At 54.0% G+C, this 14,021-nt stretch carries 12 protein-coding genes; 2 read left to right on the forward strand and 10 right to left on the reverse strand.

Annotated elements, in window-relative coordinates; all coding sequences use genetic code 11:
• Positions 1-9 precede the first annotated feature (9 nt).
• The 4 genes from AAGR08_RS11220 to yceD are packed head-to-tail and all read right to left on the reverse strand — an operon-like array spanning position 10 to position 2,737.
• The gene (locus AAGR08_RS11220; RefSeq protein ID WP_345826884.1) at positions 10-963 is read right to left on the reverse strand and encodes a beta-ketoacyl-ACP synthase III; all 954 of its coding nucleotides are present in this window, start codon (positions 961-963) and stop codon (positions 10-12) included.
• Positions 964-2,004 (reverse strand): phosphate acyltransferase PlsX, encoded by a 1,041-nt coding sequence (gene plsX / locus AAGR08_RS11225; RefSeq protein WP_097094251.1) that lies wholly within the window; start codon positions 2,002-2,004, stop codon positions 964-966.
• Between the two features lie 26 nt (positions 2,005-2,030).
• Complete coding sequence (gene rpmF, locus AAGR08_RS11230; protein WP_007885783.1) at positions 2,031-2,201, reverse strand: 50S ribosomal protein L32; 171 nt, start codon at positions 2,199-2,201, stop codon at positions 2,031-2,033.
• A 14-nt stretch (positions 2,202-2,215) separates the two neighbouring features.
• The gene (gene yceD, locus AAGR08_RS11235; RefSeq protein WP_097094252.1) at positions 2,216-2,737 is read right to left on the reverse strand and encodes a 23S rRNA accumulation protein YceD; all 522 of its coding nucleotides are present in this window, start codon (positions 2,735-2,737) and stop codon (positions 2,216-2,218) included.
• Between the two features lie 140 nt (positions 2,738-2,877).
• On the opposite strand from yceD, the gene AAGR08_RS11240 reads away from it, so the two are divergent.
• Positions 2,878-3,462 (forward strand): nucleoside triphosphate pyrophosphatase, encoded by a 585-nt coding sequence (locus tag AAGR08_RS11240; protein WP_345826885.1) that lies wholly within the window; start codon positions 2,878-2,880, stop codon positions 3,460-3,462.
• Positions 3,463-3,473: 11 nt separating this feature from the next.
• Here the strand turns inward: AAGR08_RS11240 and rluC are convergent, their stop codons facing one another.
• Positions 3,474-4,430, reverse strand: a complete 957-nt coding sequence (gene rluC, locus AAGR08_RS11245) for a 23S rRNA pseudouridine(955/2504/2580) synthase RluC (RefSeq protein ID WP_097094254.1) — start codon at positions 4,428-4,430, stop codon at positions 3,474-3,476.
• A 572-nt stretch (positions 4,431-5,002) separates the two neighbouring features.
• Here rluC and rne point away from each other — a divergent pair.
• On the forward strand, positions 5,003-8,278 hold the full coding sequence (gene rne / locus AAGR08_RS11250) for a ribonuclease E (RefSeq protein WP_345826886.1): 3,276 nt from the start codon (positions 5,003-5,005) through the stop codon (positions 8,276-8,278).
• Between the two features lie 176 nt (positions 8,279-8,454).
• On the opposite strand, the gene flgL is transcribed toward rne, so the two are convergent.
• From flgL to AAGR08_RS11275, 5 genes are all read right to left on the reverse strand, one after another.
• Positions 8,455-9,423 (reverse strand): flagellar hook-associated protein FlgL, encoded by a 969-nt coding sequence (gene flgL / locus AAGR08_RS11255; RefSeq protein WP_097094256.1) that lies wholly within the window; start codon positions 9,421-9,423, stop codon positions 8,455-8,457.
• 18 nt (positions 9,424-9,441) lie between these two features.
• Positions 9,442-11,085 carry a flagellar hook-associated protein FlgK gene (gene flgK / locus AAGR08_RS11260; protein ID WP_097094257.1) on the reverse strand — a complete coding sequence of 548 codons (1,644 nt, stop codon included), beginning with the start codon at positions 11,083-11,085 and terminating at the stop codon, positions 9,442-9,444.
• A gap of 119 nt (positions 11,086-11,204) precedes the next feature.
• Positions 11,205-12,146 (reverse strand): flagellar assembly peptidoglycan hydrolase FlgJ, encoded by a 942-nt coding sequence (gene flgJ, locus AAGR08_RS11265; RefSeq protein ID WP_345826887.1) that lies wholly within the window; start codon positions 12,144-12,146, stop codon positions 11,205-11,207.
• On the reverse strand, positions 12,146-13,252 hold the full coding sequence (locus AAGR08_RS11270; protein WP_097094259.1) for a flagellar basal body P-ring protein FlgI: 1,107 nt from the start codon (positions 13,250-13,252) through the stop codon (positions 12,146-12,148). Before AAGR08_RS11270 ends, flgJ begins: the two co-directional genes overlap by 1 nt.
• Positions 13,253-13,264: 12 nt before the next feature.
• Positions 13,265-13,975 (reverse strand): flagellar basal body L-ring protein FlgH, encoded by a 711-nt coding sequence (locus AAGR08_RS11275; RefSeq protein WP_097094260.1) that lies wholly within the window; start codon positions 13,973-13,975, stop codon positions 13,265-13,267.
• Between the last annotated feature and the right edge of the window lie 46 nt (positions 13,976-14,021).

A 14,021-nucleotide genomic window follows, 5' to 3' on the forward strand; every position in this document is an offset into this window, starting at 1 on the left:
TCCTGTCAATCAAAAGCGAACCAGTGCGGAACCCCAGGTGAAACCACCACCGAAGGCCTCCAGCAAAATCAGATGTCCCGGCTTGATACGGCCATCGCGCACCGCCTCGTCCAGTGCACTTGGCACGGAAGCGGCCGAGGTATTACCGTGACGATCCAGTGTGACTACGACTTTATCCATGCCCATACCGAGTTTTTTGGCCGTTGCGCTAATGATGCGCAGGTTCGCCTGATGCGGAACCAGCCAGTCGAGCATTTCACGATCAAGGTTGTTAGCCTGCAGGGTTTCGTCAACGATGTGTGCCAGTTCAGTTACGGCCACTTTGAAGACTTCATTACCCGCCATTGTCAGGTAAGCGGGCTCATCCTGATGGGCGCGATCCTGATACGGCAGCGTCAGCAATTTGCTGTAGCGTCCATCGGCATGCAGATGAGTAGAGAGGATACCCGGCTCTTCGCTCTGACTCAGAACCACAGCTCCCGCGCCATCGCCAAACAGAATGATAGTGCCACGATCGTTGGGATCGAGCGTACGTGCCAGCACATCTGCACCGATCACCAGCGCATGCTTAACCACGCCATTTTTAATGTATTGATCGGCAACGCTCAACGCATAGGTGAAGCCCGCGCAGGCGGCAGCCAAATCAAAAGCAGCACAATCTTCAATCTCCAGCATTTGCTGGATCATGCAGGCTGAGCTTGGGAAAGCGTGACTCGAGGACGTAGTGGCCACAATAATCAGGCCAACGTCATTCGCATGCACACCCGCCATCTCAAGCGCACGCTGTACTGCGGTGAAGCCCATGGTGGCAACCGTTTCTTCCGGAGCGGCAATACGACGCTCACGGATGCCGGTACGGGTGACAATCCACTCGTCCGTCGTCTCGACCATTTTTTCCAGATCCGCATTGGAGCGAATCTGCTCAGGCAAATAGCTGCCCGTACCGATAATTTTGGTAAACATCTACGCTTTGTCACTCCTGGCTAATACAGTGTCAAGGCGCGCCGCAATCCTCTCTGGGACTTGCTTTCGCACCGTCTGCTCTGCCTGCTCTATCGCCACGGCAAATGCACGTTGATTCGCCGCACCGTGGCTTTTGATCACTGTCCCGCGCAATCCTAACAGACAAGCGCCATTGTACTGGTCGGGGTTGAGGTGGCCGAAACGCGTTGCCAGACGCTTTTGAATCCAGCGCCCCAGCAATCTTAGCCACCAGGCCCGTTTTTTTCCTTCCTCTGACGATTTCAGCAGAGAGAGGAACATTCTTACCACGCCTTCCATGGTCTTCAACGTGACGTTACCCACGAAGCCATCACAGACCAGCACATCCGTTTTGCCGGTGAGGAGATCGTTCCCCTCAAGGTAACCAATATAGTTGATTTGCGGTGACGCTCGTAGCACCGCAGATGCGGCGCGGATTGTTTCCAATCCTTTGGTCTCTTCCTGACCAATGTTCAACAGTGCAACCCGAGGCTGAGCGATCTCCAGCACTTCTTCGGCCATGACCGCGCCCATAATGGCAAACTGCACCAGCATATCGCTATCAGACTCAACGTTAGCACCGAGATCAAGCACCACCGTTTTGCCATGCTGCTGATGCGGCAACACCGTCATCAACGCCGGACGCTCAATCCCATCCAGCGGCTTAAGCAACATTTTCGCCAGACCCATCAGCGCGCCGGTATTTCCCGCACTAACGCAGGCTTGCGCTTTACCTTCTTTGACCAACTCTAACGCCACACGCATCGAACTGCCGCGGCTATTACGAATTGCCTGAGAAGGTTTGGCATCACTTGCAATAACCGATTCGGCAGGAATGACCTGCACACGCCTCTGTAACGAGGAATCCGCTTTGGCAAGAAATGACGAGATGATGTCGGGATCGCCGACCAGAAGTAGAACCAGCTCCGAATGAGAGGCCAGTGCCTGCAAGGATGCAGGCACTGTCACGCAGGGACCGAAGTCCCCGCCCATGGCATCAACTGCCAGGGTCAAACGTGTCAAGGTATCGCCTTGTGTAATCGCGAGGATTACTTGGTGATAACCTTGCGACCGCGGTAGTAACCATCCGCAGTGATATGGTGACGCAGATGAGTTTCGCCAGAAACTTTATCTACTGACAGAGCAGCAGTGGTCAGAGCATCGTGTGAACGACGCATACCACGCTTGGAACGGGTTGGTTTATTCTGTTGTACGGCCATGGACCTTACTCCTATTACTTACGCTTTAAACTGGCTAATACGGCAAACGGATTTGGTTTTTCTGCCTCGGGAGGCAATTGACCAAATACCATGTCCGCGTCGGACACTTCACAGTGTTCAGAATCATGCACCGGAACCACGGGCAGCGCGAGGATGAGTTCATCTTCGATCACCGCCAGCAAGTCGATCTCACCAAAATCATTGACATCAACTGGCTCGTAGGCTTCCGGTAGTGCCTCGGCCTGCTCATCAGAAGAGACAGGACTGAAGCAATAGCTTACGTGAACATGACGTGGAAACGACTGGTTGCAGCGTTGACATGACAAAGTCACCTGCACTTCGGCTGTTCCTTGCAGAACGGCGAGGCGCTGGTTGTCAACCGCAAACGACATATCGCATTCAACATCACTGTCCACACTCACGACCGTTTCGGCCAAGCGCGCCACCAATTCAGGTGCATAAACACCATGATAATCAAGGCGTTTTTGCGCGGCGCGGACCGGATCGAGCGTCAGGGGTAATTTTACCTTTTGCATAGGGCGCGCATATTAACTTTGTAACGTCATAGAGTCAAAGAAAAAGGCCGGTTTACGGCATCTTTCACCCGTTAGTCGCATCCAGTGCGGCGCATAGTTTAAAATGACTGTCATCTTTACGCTATCTATTCTGAAAAAAAATGATGACACCTTTAGTTTTAGCATCCACCTCCCCTTTTCGTCAGGCATTGCTGGCCAAACTGGGTCTGCCTTTTATAACAGCCGCCCCCAACAGTGATGAAACGCCGTATCTCAATGAATCTGCGCCAGAACTGGTGCAGCGCCTGGCATTAGCCAAAGCTCAGGCGCTGGCTGAGCATTACCCTGATAGCTGGATTATCGGTTCAGATCAGGTGTGCGTTCTGGATGGTGAGATTGCGGGTAAGCCTTATACCGTGGAGCAGGCTTGTCGGCAGTTGGCGGCGGCGAGCGGCAATGCGATCACATTTTACACGGGTTTGGCGCTCATCCAGCCGCAGAGCGGCAAACAATCCGTGATTTGCGAACCTTTTACCGTACATTTTCGCACGTTAAGTCACGCAGAGATTCACGCGTATGTTGAGAAGGAGATGCCGCTTCAATGTGCAGGCAGTTTCAAAAGCGAAGGATTAGGTATTTGCCTGTTTGAAAGACTGGAAGGCCGCGATCCCAATACCTTAGTTGGCTTACCGCTGATTGCGTTAAACGAAATGTTAAGAAGTGCGGGCATCAACGCATTGAGTTGATACCCTGGTCATCAGGCTTTTTTCTGACGCAGCTGGGCAAGGCAGTGCTTCAAAGCGCCATCCAATGGCGCTTCCATTCGCAAGAGTTCGCCGGTATTAGGATGGGTAAAAGTCAGCGCGGCAGCATGTAAAAAAAGTCGCGATAGGCCGGTTGAGCCCAGTTGCGCATCAAATTCACGGTCGCCATAACGATCGTCAAAAGCGATCGGATGGCCGCCGTGCAGCGTATGGACGCGGATCTGGTGCGTACGGCCCGTTACCGGACTTGCTTTGACTAAGGTCGCAAAACCGAATCGCTCTTCAACTTTAAAACGCGTCTCCGAAGGCTTGCCTTCTGCACTCACGCGCACCACGCGTTCGCCGCTCTGCAAAATGTTTTTCAGCAGCGGTGCCTGAACAACTTTCAAATGCGATGGCCAATCACCGCGTACCAGCGCCAGATAATCCTTTTGCATGCCCTTCTCGCGCAGTTGCTCATGCAGCGAACGCAACGCCGAACGCTTTTTAGCCACCAGCAAGATGCCAGAAGTGTCGCGATCGAGTCGGTGAACCAGCTCAAGGAAGCGCGCTTCTGGACGTAAGGCGCGCAGTCCTTCAATCACGCCAAAACTTAAGCCGCTGCCACCGTGTACCGCCGTACCTGATGGTTTGTTCAACACCAGTAAATAATCATCCTCATAAAGGATGGCATTGGTGAGCGCAGCTACTTTATCCAGCTTAGGTGAAACCGCCTGCTCTTCGCGTTCAGCAACGCGCACCGGTGGAATACGGAGCTCATCGCCGTCTTCCAGCTTATATTCAGGTTTAACCCGCTTTTTATTCACCCGCACTTCGCCTTTACGCAAAATGCGATAAATCATGCTTTTCGGCACGCCCTTGAGCTGGGTACGCAGAAAATTATCAATACGTTGTCCGGCATTTTCAGCCGTGATGGCGACATACTGTACGCCCGGATTCTCTGTTTTCATGGCGGCGATTCTAAATAGTGTACCCGGATAGCGCCACCCCTTTTTCTGTGCTTAACTCTCTCTTTGTCGCACAGTTAAACGGTGAAAATGGCGACATTTTCACCGATGCGATGATTAGCCCTGCAAATGAACAGGTTATGGATGAATAAACTTCGCAGCTTGGCAAAAGTCGCCTTGCTATATGTTGGTGAGCAATGGAATAATGCAGGGGTTTCTGCCCTGGAAAGATTCAGGCAGGAAAAAGAGCGAAATAAGTCATTTTGCCGGATTGAACGGACACGCAGCAATGGCGTAAGACGTAATGTTAAATCAGGCACTTAGCGGGCTGCGGGTTGCGGCCTGGACGACAGACTAGGATGCGTGGATTTCTGAATACTCTGTAGCACTTCCACCTTCAGGCGCTGGATTTCCTTATGAAAAACAGGCCACCGACAAGATTTGCGCCCCTTTAGCCGCCGACAACCGTGAGGTTGACGTCAGTGCATTAAGACACGGGGCCATCGGTTGATTCTCGTCCAGGGTAACGATGCCCGCAGCTACATCACTCATGTGAGAATAACGAGTAAGTCACGATGAAAAGAATGTTAATAAACGCAACTCAGCAGGAGGAGTTGCGCGTTGCCCTGGTTGATGGACAACGTCTGTACGATCTGGATATTGAAAGTCCTGGACACGAACAGAAAAAAGCCAACATATACAAAGGTAAAATCACCCGCGTTGAACCGAGCCTTGAAGCTGCATTTGTCGATTACGGTGCAGAACGTCACGGTTTCCTCCCTCTAAAAGAAATTTCCCGCGAATATTTCCCATCCAACTACAACGCACATGGTCGTCCGAATATCAAAGATGTGCTGCGTGAAGGTCAGGAAGTTATCGTTCAAATTGATAAAGAGGAACGCGGTAATAAAGGTGCAGCACTGACAACCTTTATTTCGTTAGCCGGTAGCTATCTGGTATTGATGCCGAACAATCCTCGTGCTGGCGGCATTTCTCGCCGTATCGAGGGCGACGATCGTACCGAGTTGAAAGAAGCCCTCTCCGCGCTGGAACTGCCAGACGGTATGGGGTTAATCGTCCGCACCGCTGGCGTCGGTAAATCTGCCGAGTCGCTACAGTGGGATCTCAGCTTCCGTTTGAAACACTGGGAAGCAATCAAAAAAGCCGCAGACAGTCGCCCGGCACCTTTCCTGATCCATCAGGAAAGCAACGTGATCGTGCGCGCTTTCCGCGACTATCTGCGTCAAGATATTGGTGAAATCCTCATCGATAACCCGAAAGTTCTGGATCTGGCGCGTCAGCATATTGCTGCCCTCGGCCGTCCTGACTTTAGCAGCAAAATCAAACTGTACACCGGTGAAATCCCGCTGTTCAGCCATTACCAAATCGAATCGCAGATTGAATCTGCTTTCCAGCGTGAAGTTCGTCTGCCGTCAGGCGGTTCAATTGTTATTGATAGCACCGAAGCATTGACCGCTATTGATATCAACTCCGCACGCGCGACCCGCGGTGGCGATATCGAAGAAACGGCTTTCAATACCAATCTGGAAGCGGCCGATGAGATTGCGCGTCAGCTGCGTCTGCGCGATCTCGGCGGTTTAATTGTTATCGACTTCATTGATATGACGCCAGTGCGCCACCAGCGCGCCGTGGAAAATCGTCTGCGTGAAGCGGTGCGCCAGGATCGTGCTCGCATCCAGATCAGCCACATTTCCCGCTTCGGTTTGCTGGAGATGTCGCGTCAGCGTCTCAGCCCATCATTGGGTGAATCCAGCCATCACGTCTGCCCTCGCTGTAGCGGTACCGGCACCATCCGTGATAACGAATCACTGTCGCTGTCGATTCTGCGTCTGATTGAAGAAGAAGCGCTGAAAGACAACACCAAAGAAGTCCATGCGATTGTTCCCGTCCCGGTGGCGTCCTACCTGCTGAACGAAAAGCGTGATGCAGTCAGCGCCATTGAGAAACGCCAGGGCGGCGTGCGTGCCATCATCGTGCCAAACGATCAGATGGAAACGCCACACTACTCTGTGCTGCGCGTACGCAACGGCGAAGAGACGCAAACTCTTAGCTATCATCTGCCGAAACTGCACGAAGCGGAAATGGCGCTGCCTTCTGAAGAAGAGCACGCTGAGCGTCGTCGTCCGGAGCAGCCAGCACTGGCCGCTTTCGCAATGCCAGATGCACCGCCAGCACCGGTTGAAGTGGTGAAAGACGTTCAGCCTGCAGCGGAAGCGAAAACCAAACCCGCAGTTGCCGCTCCGGCTGTCACCAGCACTGGTTTCGTTGCCCGTCTGCTGAACGGTTTGAAGAAGATGTTCGCCGGTGATACACCAGCTGCAGCGCCTGCTGAAACTCAGCAAGAAGCACCAGCGGCGGCTGAATCTGAAAATACCCAGCAGCGTGGCGAACGTCGCAACAATAACAATCGTCGCAACAACCGTCGCGAACGCACTCCGCGCAATGGTGAGAATGGCCAGCAGGTGCGCGAAGGTCGTGAACCTCGCGAGCCGCGTGAAGCGCGTGAGCCACGTGAATCCCGCGAACCGCGTGACAATCAGGATAATCGTCGCAACAAGCGTCAAAATAGCGAGCCGCGTGAAGCTCGTCCTGTGCTGAGCGATGAAGCCCTTGAGCAGCGCGATGAGCAGCAGCAGCAGCGCCGCGAACAGCGCGCCGAGCGCCAGCGTCGTCGTCAGGAAGAGAAACGTGCGCAACAGCAGGATCAGAAAGTCGCTGAACCCGCAGTAAAAGCGGATGTCATCGATGAAAGCGTTGCTCAGGAAGAAGAACGTGTACAAGTGATGCCACGTCGTAAACAGCGTCAGCTGTCTCAACGTGTGCGGGTTGGCGAAAACAGTGAAATTGCAGCCGAAACGCCCGCTCCGGTTGTGCATGAAGCTGCTGTAGAAACTGCGCCACGTACCCAGTACCACGAGCAACCTGAAGCCAGTAATGACGAGCAAGATGATAGCGATAACCGTGACAACGCCAATATGCCGCGTCGTTCACGTCGTTCACCGCGTCACCTGCGCGTGAGTGGTCAGCGCCGCCGCCGTTATCGTGATGAGCGTTACCCAACGCAGTCTCCGATGCCGCTGGAGTCTGCTGCTGCCTCCCCAGAAATGGCCTCAGGAAAAGTGTGGCTTAACTATCCGGTGGCACAAGCGCAGGAAGAATACACCACGCAAGATGCCATGCATGAAGTATCGGATTATGGCTACCAACAAGCCGCAGCAACCGTGGAACAACCCGCTGAAGTTGCCGCTGTTGAACCGGCCGTTGAGCAGGCAGCTGCAGAAGAGGCAGTACATCAGGCTGAACCGCAGGCGCATATTGATGTGCCAGTGGTAAACACTGATGACGTCTCGCCAATTGCTGCGCCAGTCAACGAAGAGCCCGCGGTGATTACTGCTGCCGATGAACCTGTTGCACAGCAAATTGCTGCTGAAGCTGAGCCTGCGGCAATCGTTGAAGAAGCGAAGCCAGAAGCCAGTGAAGTGGCTGCGGTGGTTGAGCAGGCACCGGCAGATGTTTCGCCAGCAGTGGAAGCTCAGGTTGAAGAGGTTCTGGCTGCGCCAGTGGCGGCTGTTGCTGAAGTCACGCCGGTAACTGAACCTCATGCGCCAGTTGCGGCACGTGACACTGCAGTAACCACAGCTGAAACACGCTTTAAACATCATGCAACTGCACCGATGACCAAAGCGCCTGCACCAGCGTGGCAACCGGAGCCGGCTCGTCACAGCGAATGGGTTCGTCCACCGTTCGACTTTGATGGACGGGGTTCTGCGGGTGGTCATAGCGCCACGCATCAAGCCACCGCACCGGCAACACGCCCGGAAAGCGCGTAAGCTTTAGCAAGTCAGTAAACATCAAACCCCGGCGAGTCCGGGGTTTTTTATTGGCTGACATTCAACCCCTTCATCACTTAGCGTGTTTCTTACCGGCAAAAAAAATCCCACAGCCTCAAAGGCGGTGGGAGAAACTAAGCGCACCCGGTTAAAGTACGCTCAAAGATTCAGGTCAATCAGGAATTCAGTTGGAATAGCGACATCTTCGACATATCGGTAAACGTCTTATACGACGCCTGCAGAGCCGTTTGTTGCATGGTATAGCTGGAGATGGCCTGAGTGTAATCCACCTGCACCAGATCGGTCATTTGCGAAGCCATGATGGTGTCGCGATCGTCGCCCTGCGCATCCAGCGTATCCAGTTCAGCTAACTGTGAACCCACGGCAGAACGGACCGCCAGCACGTTATTCAGTGAGTTGCTCAGACCACGGTTGGACTTATCCATCGCGTCCTGGAAAACCTGTTTAGTCGCATCATCGGCATCATCCTGCGGCGTCTTTAACGCGGCAATCGCGCTATCGAGCATATTAAACAGGTTTTTTTCGCTGGCGCTGCCGTCCGGCTCCGCCTTTGAGTTGCTGGTGAGCGACATAAATACGGAAGATCCCGTGCTGCTGACGGCCATGGTACGCCCATCATCAACTTTTTGCGTGATGGGATCGGCGCCACCTACATAGGTCACGCCCGCCGGGGCGCCGGCATCACTAAAAGGCGCGACATCCGTTTGATAGCCCGCAAAGATGTAGCGACCATTACCGTCACGGCTGTTCGCCTGGTTCAACAGCTGGGAGCGAATACCTTCCAGTTTGGTGGCGATCGACGCGCGGTCGTCGTCACTCAGGGTGCCGGTAGAACCATAAACGATCATGGTTTGCGCATCCTGAATGCTGCTGGTAACGCTAGAAAGTGCATTCTCTTCCATCGACAAGCTTTGATCGGCAAAGCTGCGCGCCGTCGCATATTGACTACTTTTCGCCTGTGACTGCGACAGCACTACCGCACGCGAGGCCGCGATAGGATCGTCAGAAGGATTGTTAACGCGCAATCCGGTTGAGAGCTGCTGCCCCACTTTTAGCCAGGAGGATTGCGAATCGGTAATACCGCGCACCTGCTGGTCGAAAATCATATTGGTACTAAGACGCATGGTTTTTATCCTCTATGCTTAGCCGCGGATGTCCATCAGCGCATTAAAAATGGTACTCGCCGTTTGCAGCACTTGCGCATTTGCCATGTAGAACTGCTGATATTTCGTCAGGTTGGAGTACTCCTCATCGAGGTTAACGCCAGAAACGGATTGCTGACGATCGCTCAGCTGGGTTACTACGTTCTGCTGCGTCGTACTGGCGGTTTCCAGCGTGCTGGTTTTGTTACCCACGGTGCTGACAATACTGGCGTAGGCCTGCGCAATAGTGGCGTTGCCATTCACCAGCTTACTATCCTGAAGATCTAACAATTTCTGCGCGTTACGGTTATCACTTTCACCGCTGGTAGCGCTGGATGCCGCGGCAATCTGCGATTCATCGGTGATCGCCACCGACATGCCAGCAATCACATTCTGCACTGGCTTAACCAGGAAGCTGTCTTTGGCATTCGGTGCTGGCGTCGTGCTCACCGTCAGTTTCAGCCCGTCAAAGTTGAGCGTGCCATCGGTCGCATCCGGCGTAACGTTAAACTTTACGTTATCTGACATGCGGGTAACAGACCAATTACTGCCGTCATAACTCACGGTATAGTTGGAGGCCTTCATCGCGCTGGTGTCTGACCACGCCGCGGTTACCGTGGCCGATGAGGTGTTTTTGCTGTTACTCGCTACTGTGGGCGAGCCGATGTTAAAGAAATTGCCGCCAGCAGCGCCAGTACTATCAAAACCCTGGCTATGGACGGTGTTGAAGCTGGTGGTGAACGCTGCCGCTAACTGGCCAAGTTGGTTCTGCGCCGTATCCAGATCCTGAGTACGGAATGCCAGTAAACCGCCCAGTGAACCGGTAGTTAAGGTTTTCTCTGGGATCTCCACGTTGCCAGCTTGCTTATCCACGTAGCCAACGGTGGTGCGTGAGGGATCGCTGCTGGAAGGCATAGCCACCAGACTGGTGGCGTTTTTACCATTGACCAACGTCACGCTGCCCATGGAAACGATGTAACTGCCGTCCTGCTGGGAGACGTTTACGCCAACCACATTATTCAGGCTATTCACCAACTGATCGCGCTGGTCCAGCAGATTGTTAGGTGCCGCGCCACCGCCAGTGGTCAGCTTGGCAATCTGTGTATTCAGATCGGCAATCTGGCTGGTAAAGGTGTTGATTTGATCAACATTCGAAGCGATATCGGTGTTTACGCTGGTTTGCATGTTATTGAGATATTGCGCGGTGGTCTGGAACTGGTTTACCAGGCCTTGCGCATAGCTCAGCATTGACTGACGTGCCGACGGATCGTTGGCGTTACTCACCACGTTTTGTACGTTAGTGAAGAAGCTCTGGATCGACGTCGACAAGCTGGTGGTCGACGTCGACAGCAGGTCATCAATGTTGGAAATCTGATTATATTGGGTATTAACGGCGCTGTAGTTGGCGCTGGAGCCGCGCAGCTGAGCGGTGATGAACTCATCGTATTCACGCTGTACACCCGAAAGCGTGACGCCGTTGCCGTAATAGCTATTGCCCTGCAACGTGCTATTCGACTGCGACAAAATCGCCGTCTGACGCGAATAGCCCGCTACCGTATAATTGCTGATGTTGTTACTGGTGGTGCTTAATGCAGCCTGTGCGGCGCTCAGCCCACTCATCGCTGAGTTAATTATGCTGGACATCTCGGTTCCTTAATTTCCCGTTAACCGGGCTGGCAGTCATCAGTGCGATTGCGCGAACGATGAGCGCCCGCGGCATGTGATAGTTATCGGCTTGCTTAAGTGAAACTTGAGGCAAAAAATCAGAACAAATCAGTGATATCGTTGCTGTACGCCTTCATCACTTTTTCACCCATGTTTTTGAATTGTTGGATCATTCCTACCAGCTTCTGCGCATATTTCGGATCGGTGGCGTAACCGGCCGCCTGCAAGGCGCGCGCGCCCTGCTCGGCGCTTGGCGCGTTCGCTACGGCGGCATAACGCGGATTGCTGGAAAGCAATTTGACGTAGTCGCTGAGTGCTTCCATATAGGAGCCGTAGACGCGGAAGCTGGCACGTACTTTTTTCGCTTCGCCACCTTCGTATTCGGTGGTCATGATATCGGTGGTGGCGCCTTTCCAGTCGCTGCTCGCCTTGATACCAAATACGTTGTAGCTCGGCTTGCCGTCGCGCGTGAGGATTTGCCGCTGGCCCCAGCCAGACTCCAGCGCGGCCTGCGCCAGAATCAAATGATGTGGAATACCACTCTGTTGGCTTGCCACCTGCGCCGGTTGGGCGAGCTGCGCGATAAAATCGCTGCTATCACTGGGTAAACTGCCCGGAGAAATCGGTAGACGCGGCACCGCTTTTCGCACCATCTGCTCCAGCTGATTGGACGGCAGGTTGCTATAAATGAAGCTATTATCCAGTTTCATGGGCACCGTGCCGGCGGTTTCATCCGGTTCTTGCGCCGGCTGCATCTGTTTAACAATCAGATCGGCCATGCCCAGGCCGCGCTTACCGATCTCCTGCGCAATCTGCTGATCGTACATTGAGGTGAAAAGCCGCGTCTGGTCGTTACTCAGCAAACCATCTTGCGGTAGCGCTGCGCGCATGCTTTTCATCATCATCTGCACAAACATGCCTTCCACCTGTTTTGCCACCTGCATCGCCTTCCCTTTCGGGTCGGCGCTGGCTTCACGTTTCAGGTCGTTCAAAGAGCGGCTGTCGTAAGCCGCATTCATCAGCGATTGCGTATCGGTCATCAGATAATTTCCAGTTTGGCGCGCAAGCAACCCGCGCTTTCCATCGATTGCAAAATCGACATCAGCTCAATCGGTGACGCACCCAGCGCATTAAGCGCACGTACCACATTGTTCAGGTTGGCGCTGGAGTTCACGCGCTGCAGCGCGCCGCCGCTCTGGCGTAAATCAATCTGCGTGTTGTTGGTTGTCACTGTCTGCCCACCCGCCAATGGCGTATCGGGCTGACTAACGTTTTGCTGTTGATTAACCGTCACCGACAAATTACCTTGCGCCACCGCACAGGTATTCAGCGTCACTTCGCGGTTCATTACCACTGAACCGGTACGTGAGTTGATGATCACTTTGGCATCTTCCAGCGGCACGGAAACATCAAGGTTCTGAATCTCCGCTAGCAAACGCACCTGTGAACTGTTGTTCGGTGAAACGCGGATTTGCACGGTACGCGCGTCCAGCGGCTGAGCAGAACCAATGCCGCGTGCATTAATGGTGTCGGCAATGCGCTGCGCCATGGTGAAATCTTCACTGTTCAGCTGCAGGTTAATGGTGTTCTGGCTACCAAAGTTGCTCTGCAGCTCACGCTCTACCGTTGCACCACCGGTAATGCGGCCACCGTTAAGCTGGTTAACCTGAACGCTGCTGCCGCCGGCAGATGCACCGGCGCCACCAACCAGAATATTGCCCTGTGCCAGCGCATAAACCTGGTTATCCACCCCTTTCATCGGCGTCATGAGCAGCGTACCGCCGCGCAGACTTTTCGCATTACCGAGTGAAGAAACCACTACGTCGATGTTTTGTCCCTGACGTGCAAATGACGGCAGCTTGGCTGTCACCATCACCGCCGCCACGTTTTTCAGCTGCATGTTGGTGCCGGTTGGCACGGTAATACCCAGCTGAGAGAGCATGTTGCTGACCGTTTGCGTAGTAAACGGGGTTTGCGTGGTCTGGTCGCCGGTGCCATCCAGGCCGACGACCAGGCCGTAGCCAATGAGCTGGTTGTCGCGCACACCCTGCACGGAAGTCAGATCGCGGATGCGGTCAGCATGCGCCATAGCGCTGAAGCCGAGCAGTAAGCCCAGGCTCAGGCGGAGCAGAGTCGTCATATTCATTCTCATTACCTCTTACATCGGCGAGACGTTCAGGAAGAAGCGTTGGAACCAGCCCATCGTCTGCGCTTCATTGATATAACCATTTCCGACGTACTCAATACGTGCATCGGCCACCTGCGTTGACAACACGGCGTTGCTGGCGCTGATGGTGCGCGGGTTAACCACGCCAGAGAAGCGGATAAATTCCGTGCCCTGGTTAATTTCGATCTGTTTCTCACCCACCACGCGCAGGTTGCCGTTTGACAGCACCTGATTCACGGTGACGGTGATAGTGCCGGTAAAGGTGTTATTCGCCGTGGCGCCACCTTTACCTGCGAAGTCATTTTTGCCATTCGCATCAAGCGTGGCTTTTTCGCCGCCCGCACCCACCAAACCACTCAGGCCGGTTGGCACGCCCGTGACGCCGAAACTGTTGCTGCCATCGCGGCTGGCGTTGGCGGAAGAACTTTTGCTGGCGCTGACGTTTTCCTGCAAGGTGATCGTCAATGTGTCGCCAATGTTGCGTGGACGGCGATCCTCAAACAGCGGCTGATAGCCGTAGTTCAGCGGTGCGACGCCCTGGAAAATAGAACCGTTCACCACTGGCGGTGCGGATGGCGTCGGCTCTGCCGTTGTCGATCCTTGTACCAGCGGCGTGCGCGGAACCAGCGCACAACCGTTAAGCGTCAGTAGCAATGTGGCTACTAACCAATGACCAGGCTTGAGAATCACTTGCTTCGCCACGGAGTTATGACCTTTTTCATGTTCTTAATCGGGCCAGCAAAGCCGA

Source organism: Pantoea sp. BRR-3P, from assembly GCF_039621635.1.
Taxonomy (GTDB): domain Bacteria; phylum Pseudomonadota; class Gammaproteobacteria; order Enterobacterales; family Enterobacteriaceae; genus Pantoea; species Pantoea floridensis.

Bases quoted from the DNA above. Each gene is read 5' to 3' on its own strand.
- AAGR08_RS11220 (WP_345826884.1), bottom strand. From the start codon at position 963: ATGTTTACCAAAATTATCGGTACGGGCAGCTATTTGCCTGAGCAGATT.
- rpmF (WP_007885783.1), bottom strand. From the start codon at position 2,201: ATGGCCGTACAACAGAATAAACCAACCCGTTCCAAGCGTGGTATGCGT.
- yceD (WP_097094252.1), bottom strand. From the start codon at position 2,737: ATGCAAAAGGTAAAATTACCCCTGACGCTCGATCCGGTCCGCGCCGCG.
- AAGR08_RS11240 (WP_345826885.1), top strand. From the start codon at position 2,878: ATGATGACACCTTTAGTTTTAGCATCCACCTCCCCTTTTCGTCAGGCA.
- rluC (WP_097094254.1), bottom strand. From the start codon at position 4,430: ATGAAAACAGAGAATCCGGGCGTACAGTATGTCGCCATCACGGCTGAA.
- rne (WP_345826886.1), top strand. From the start codon at position 5,003: ATGAAAAGAATGTTAATAAACGCAACTCAGCAGGAGGAGTTGCGCGTT.
- flgL (WP_097094256.1), bottom strand. From the start codon at position 9,423: ATGCGTCTTAGTACCAATATGATTTTCGACCAGCAGGTGCGCGGTATT.
- flgK (WP_097094257.1), bottom strand. From the start codon at position 11,085: ATGTCCAGCATAATTAACTCAGCGATGAGTGGGCTGAGCGCCGCACAG.
- flgJ (WP_345826887.1), bottom strand. From the start codon at position 12,146: ATGACCGATACGCAATCGCTGATGAATGCGGCTTACGACAGCCGCTCT.
- AAGR08_RS11270 (WP_097094259.1), bottom strand. From the start codon at position 13,252: ATGAATATGACGACTCTGCTCCGCCTGAGCCTGGGCTTACTGCTCGGC.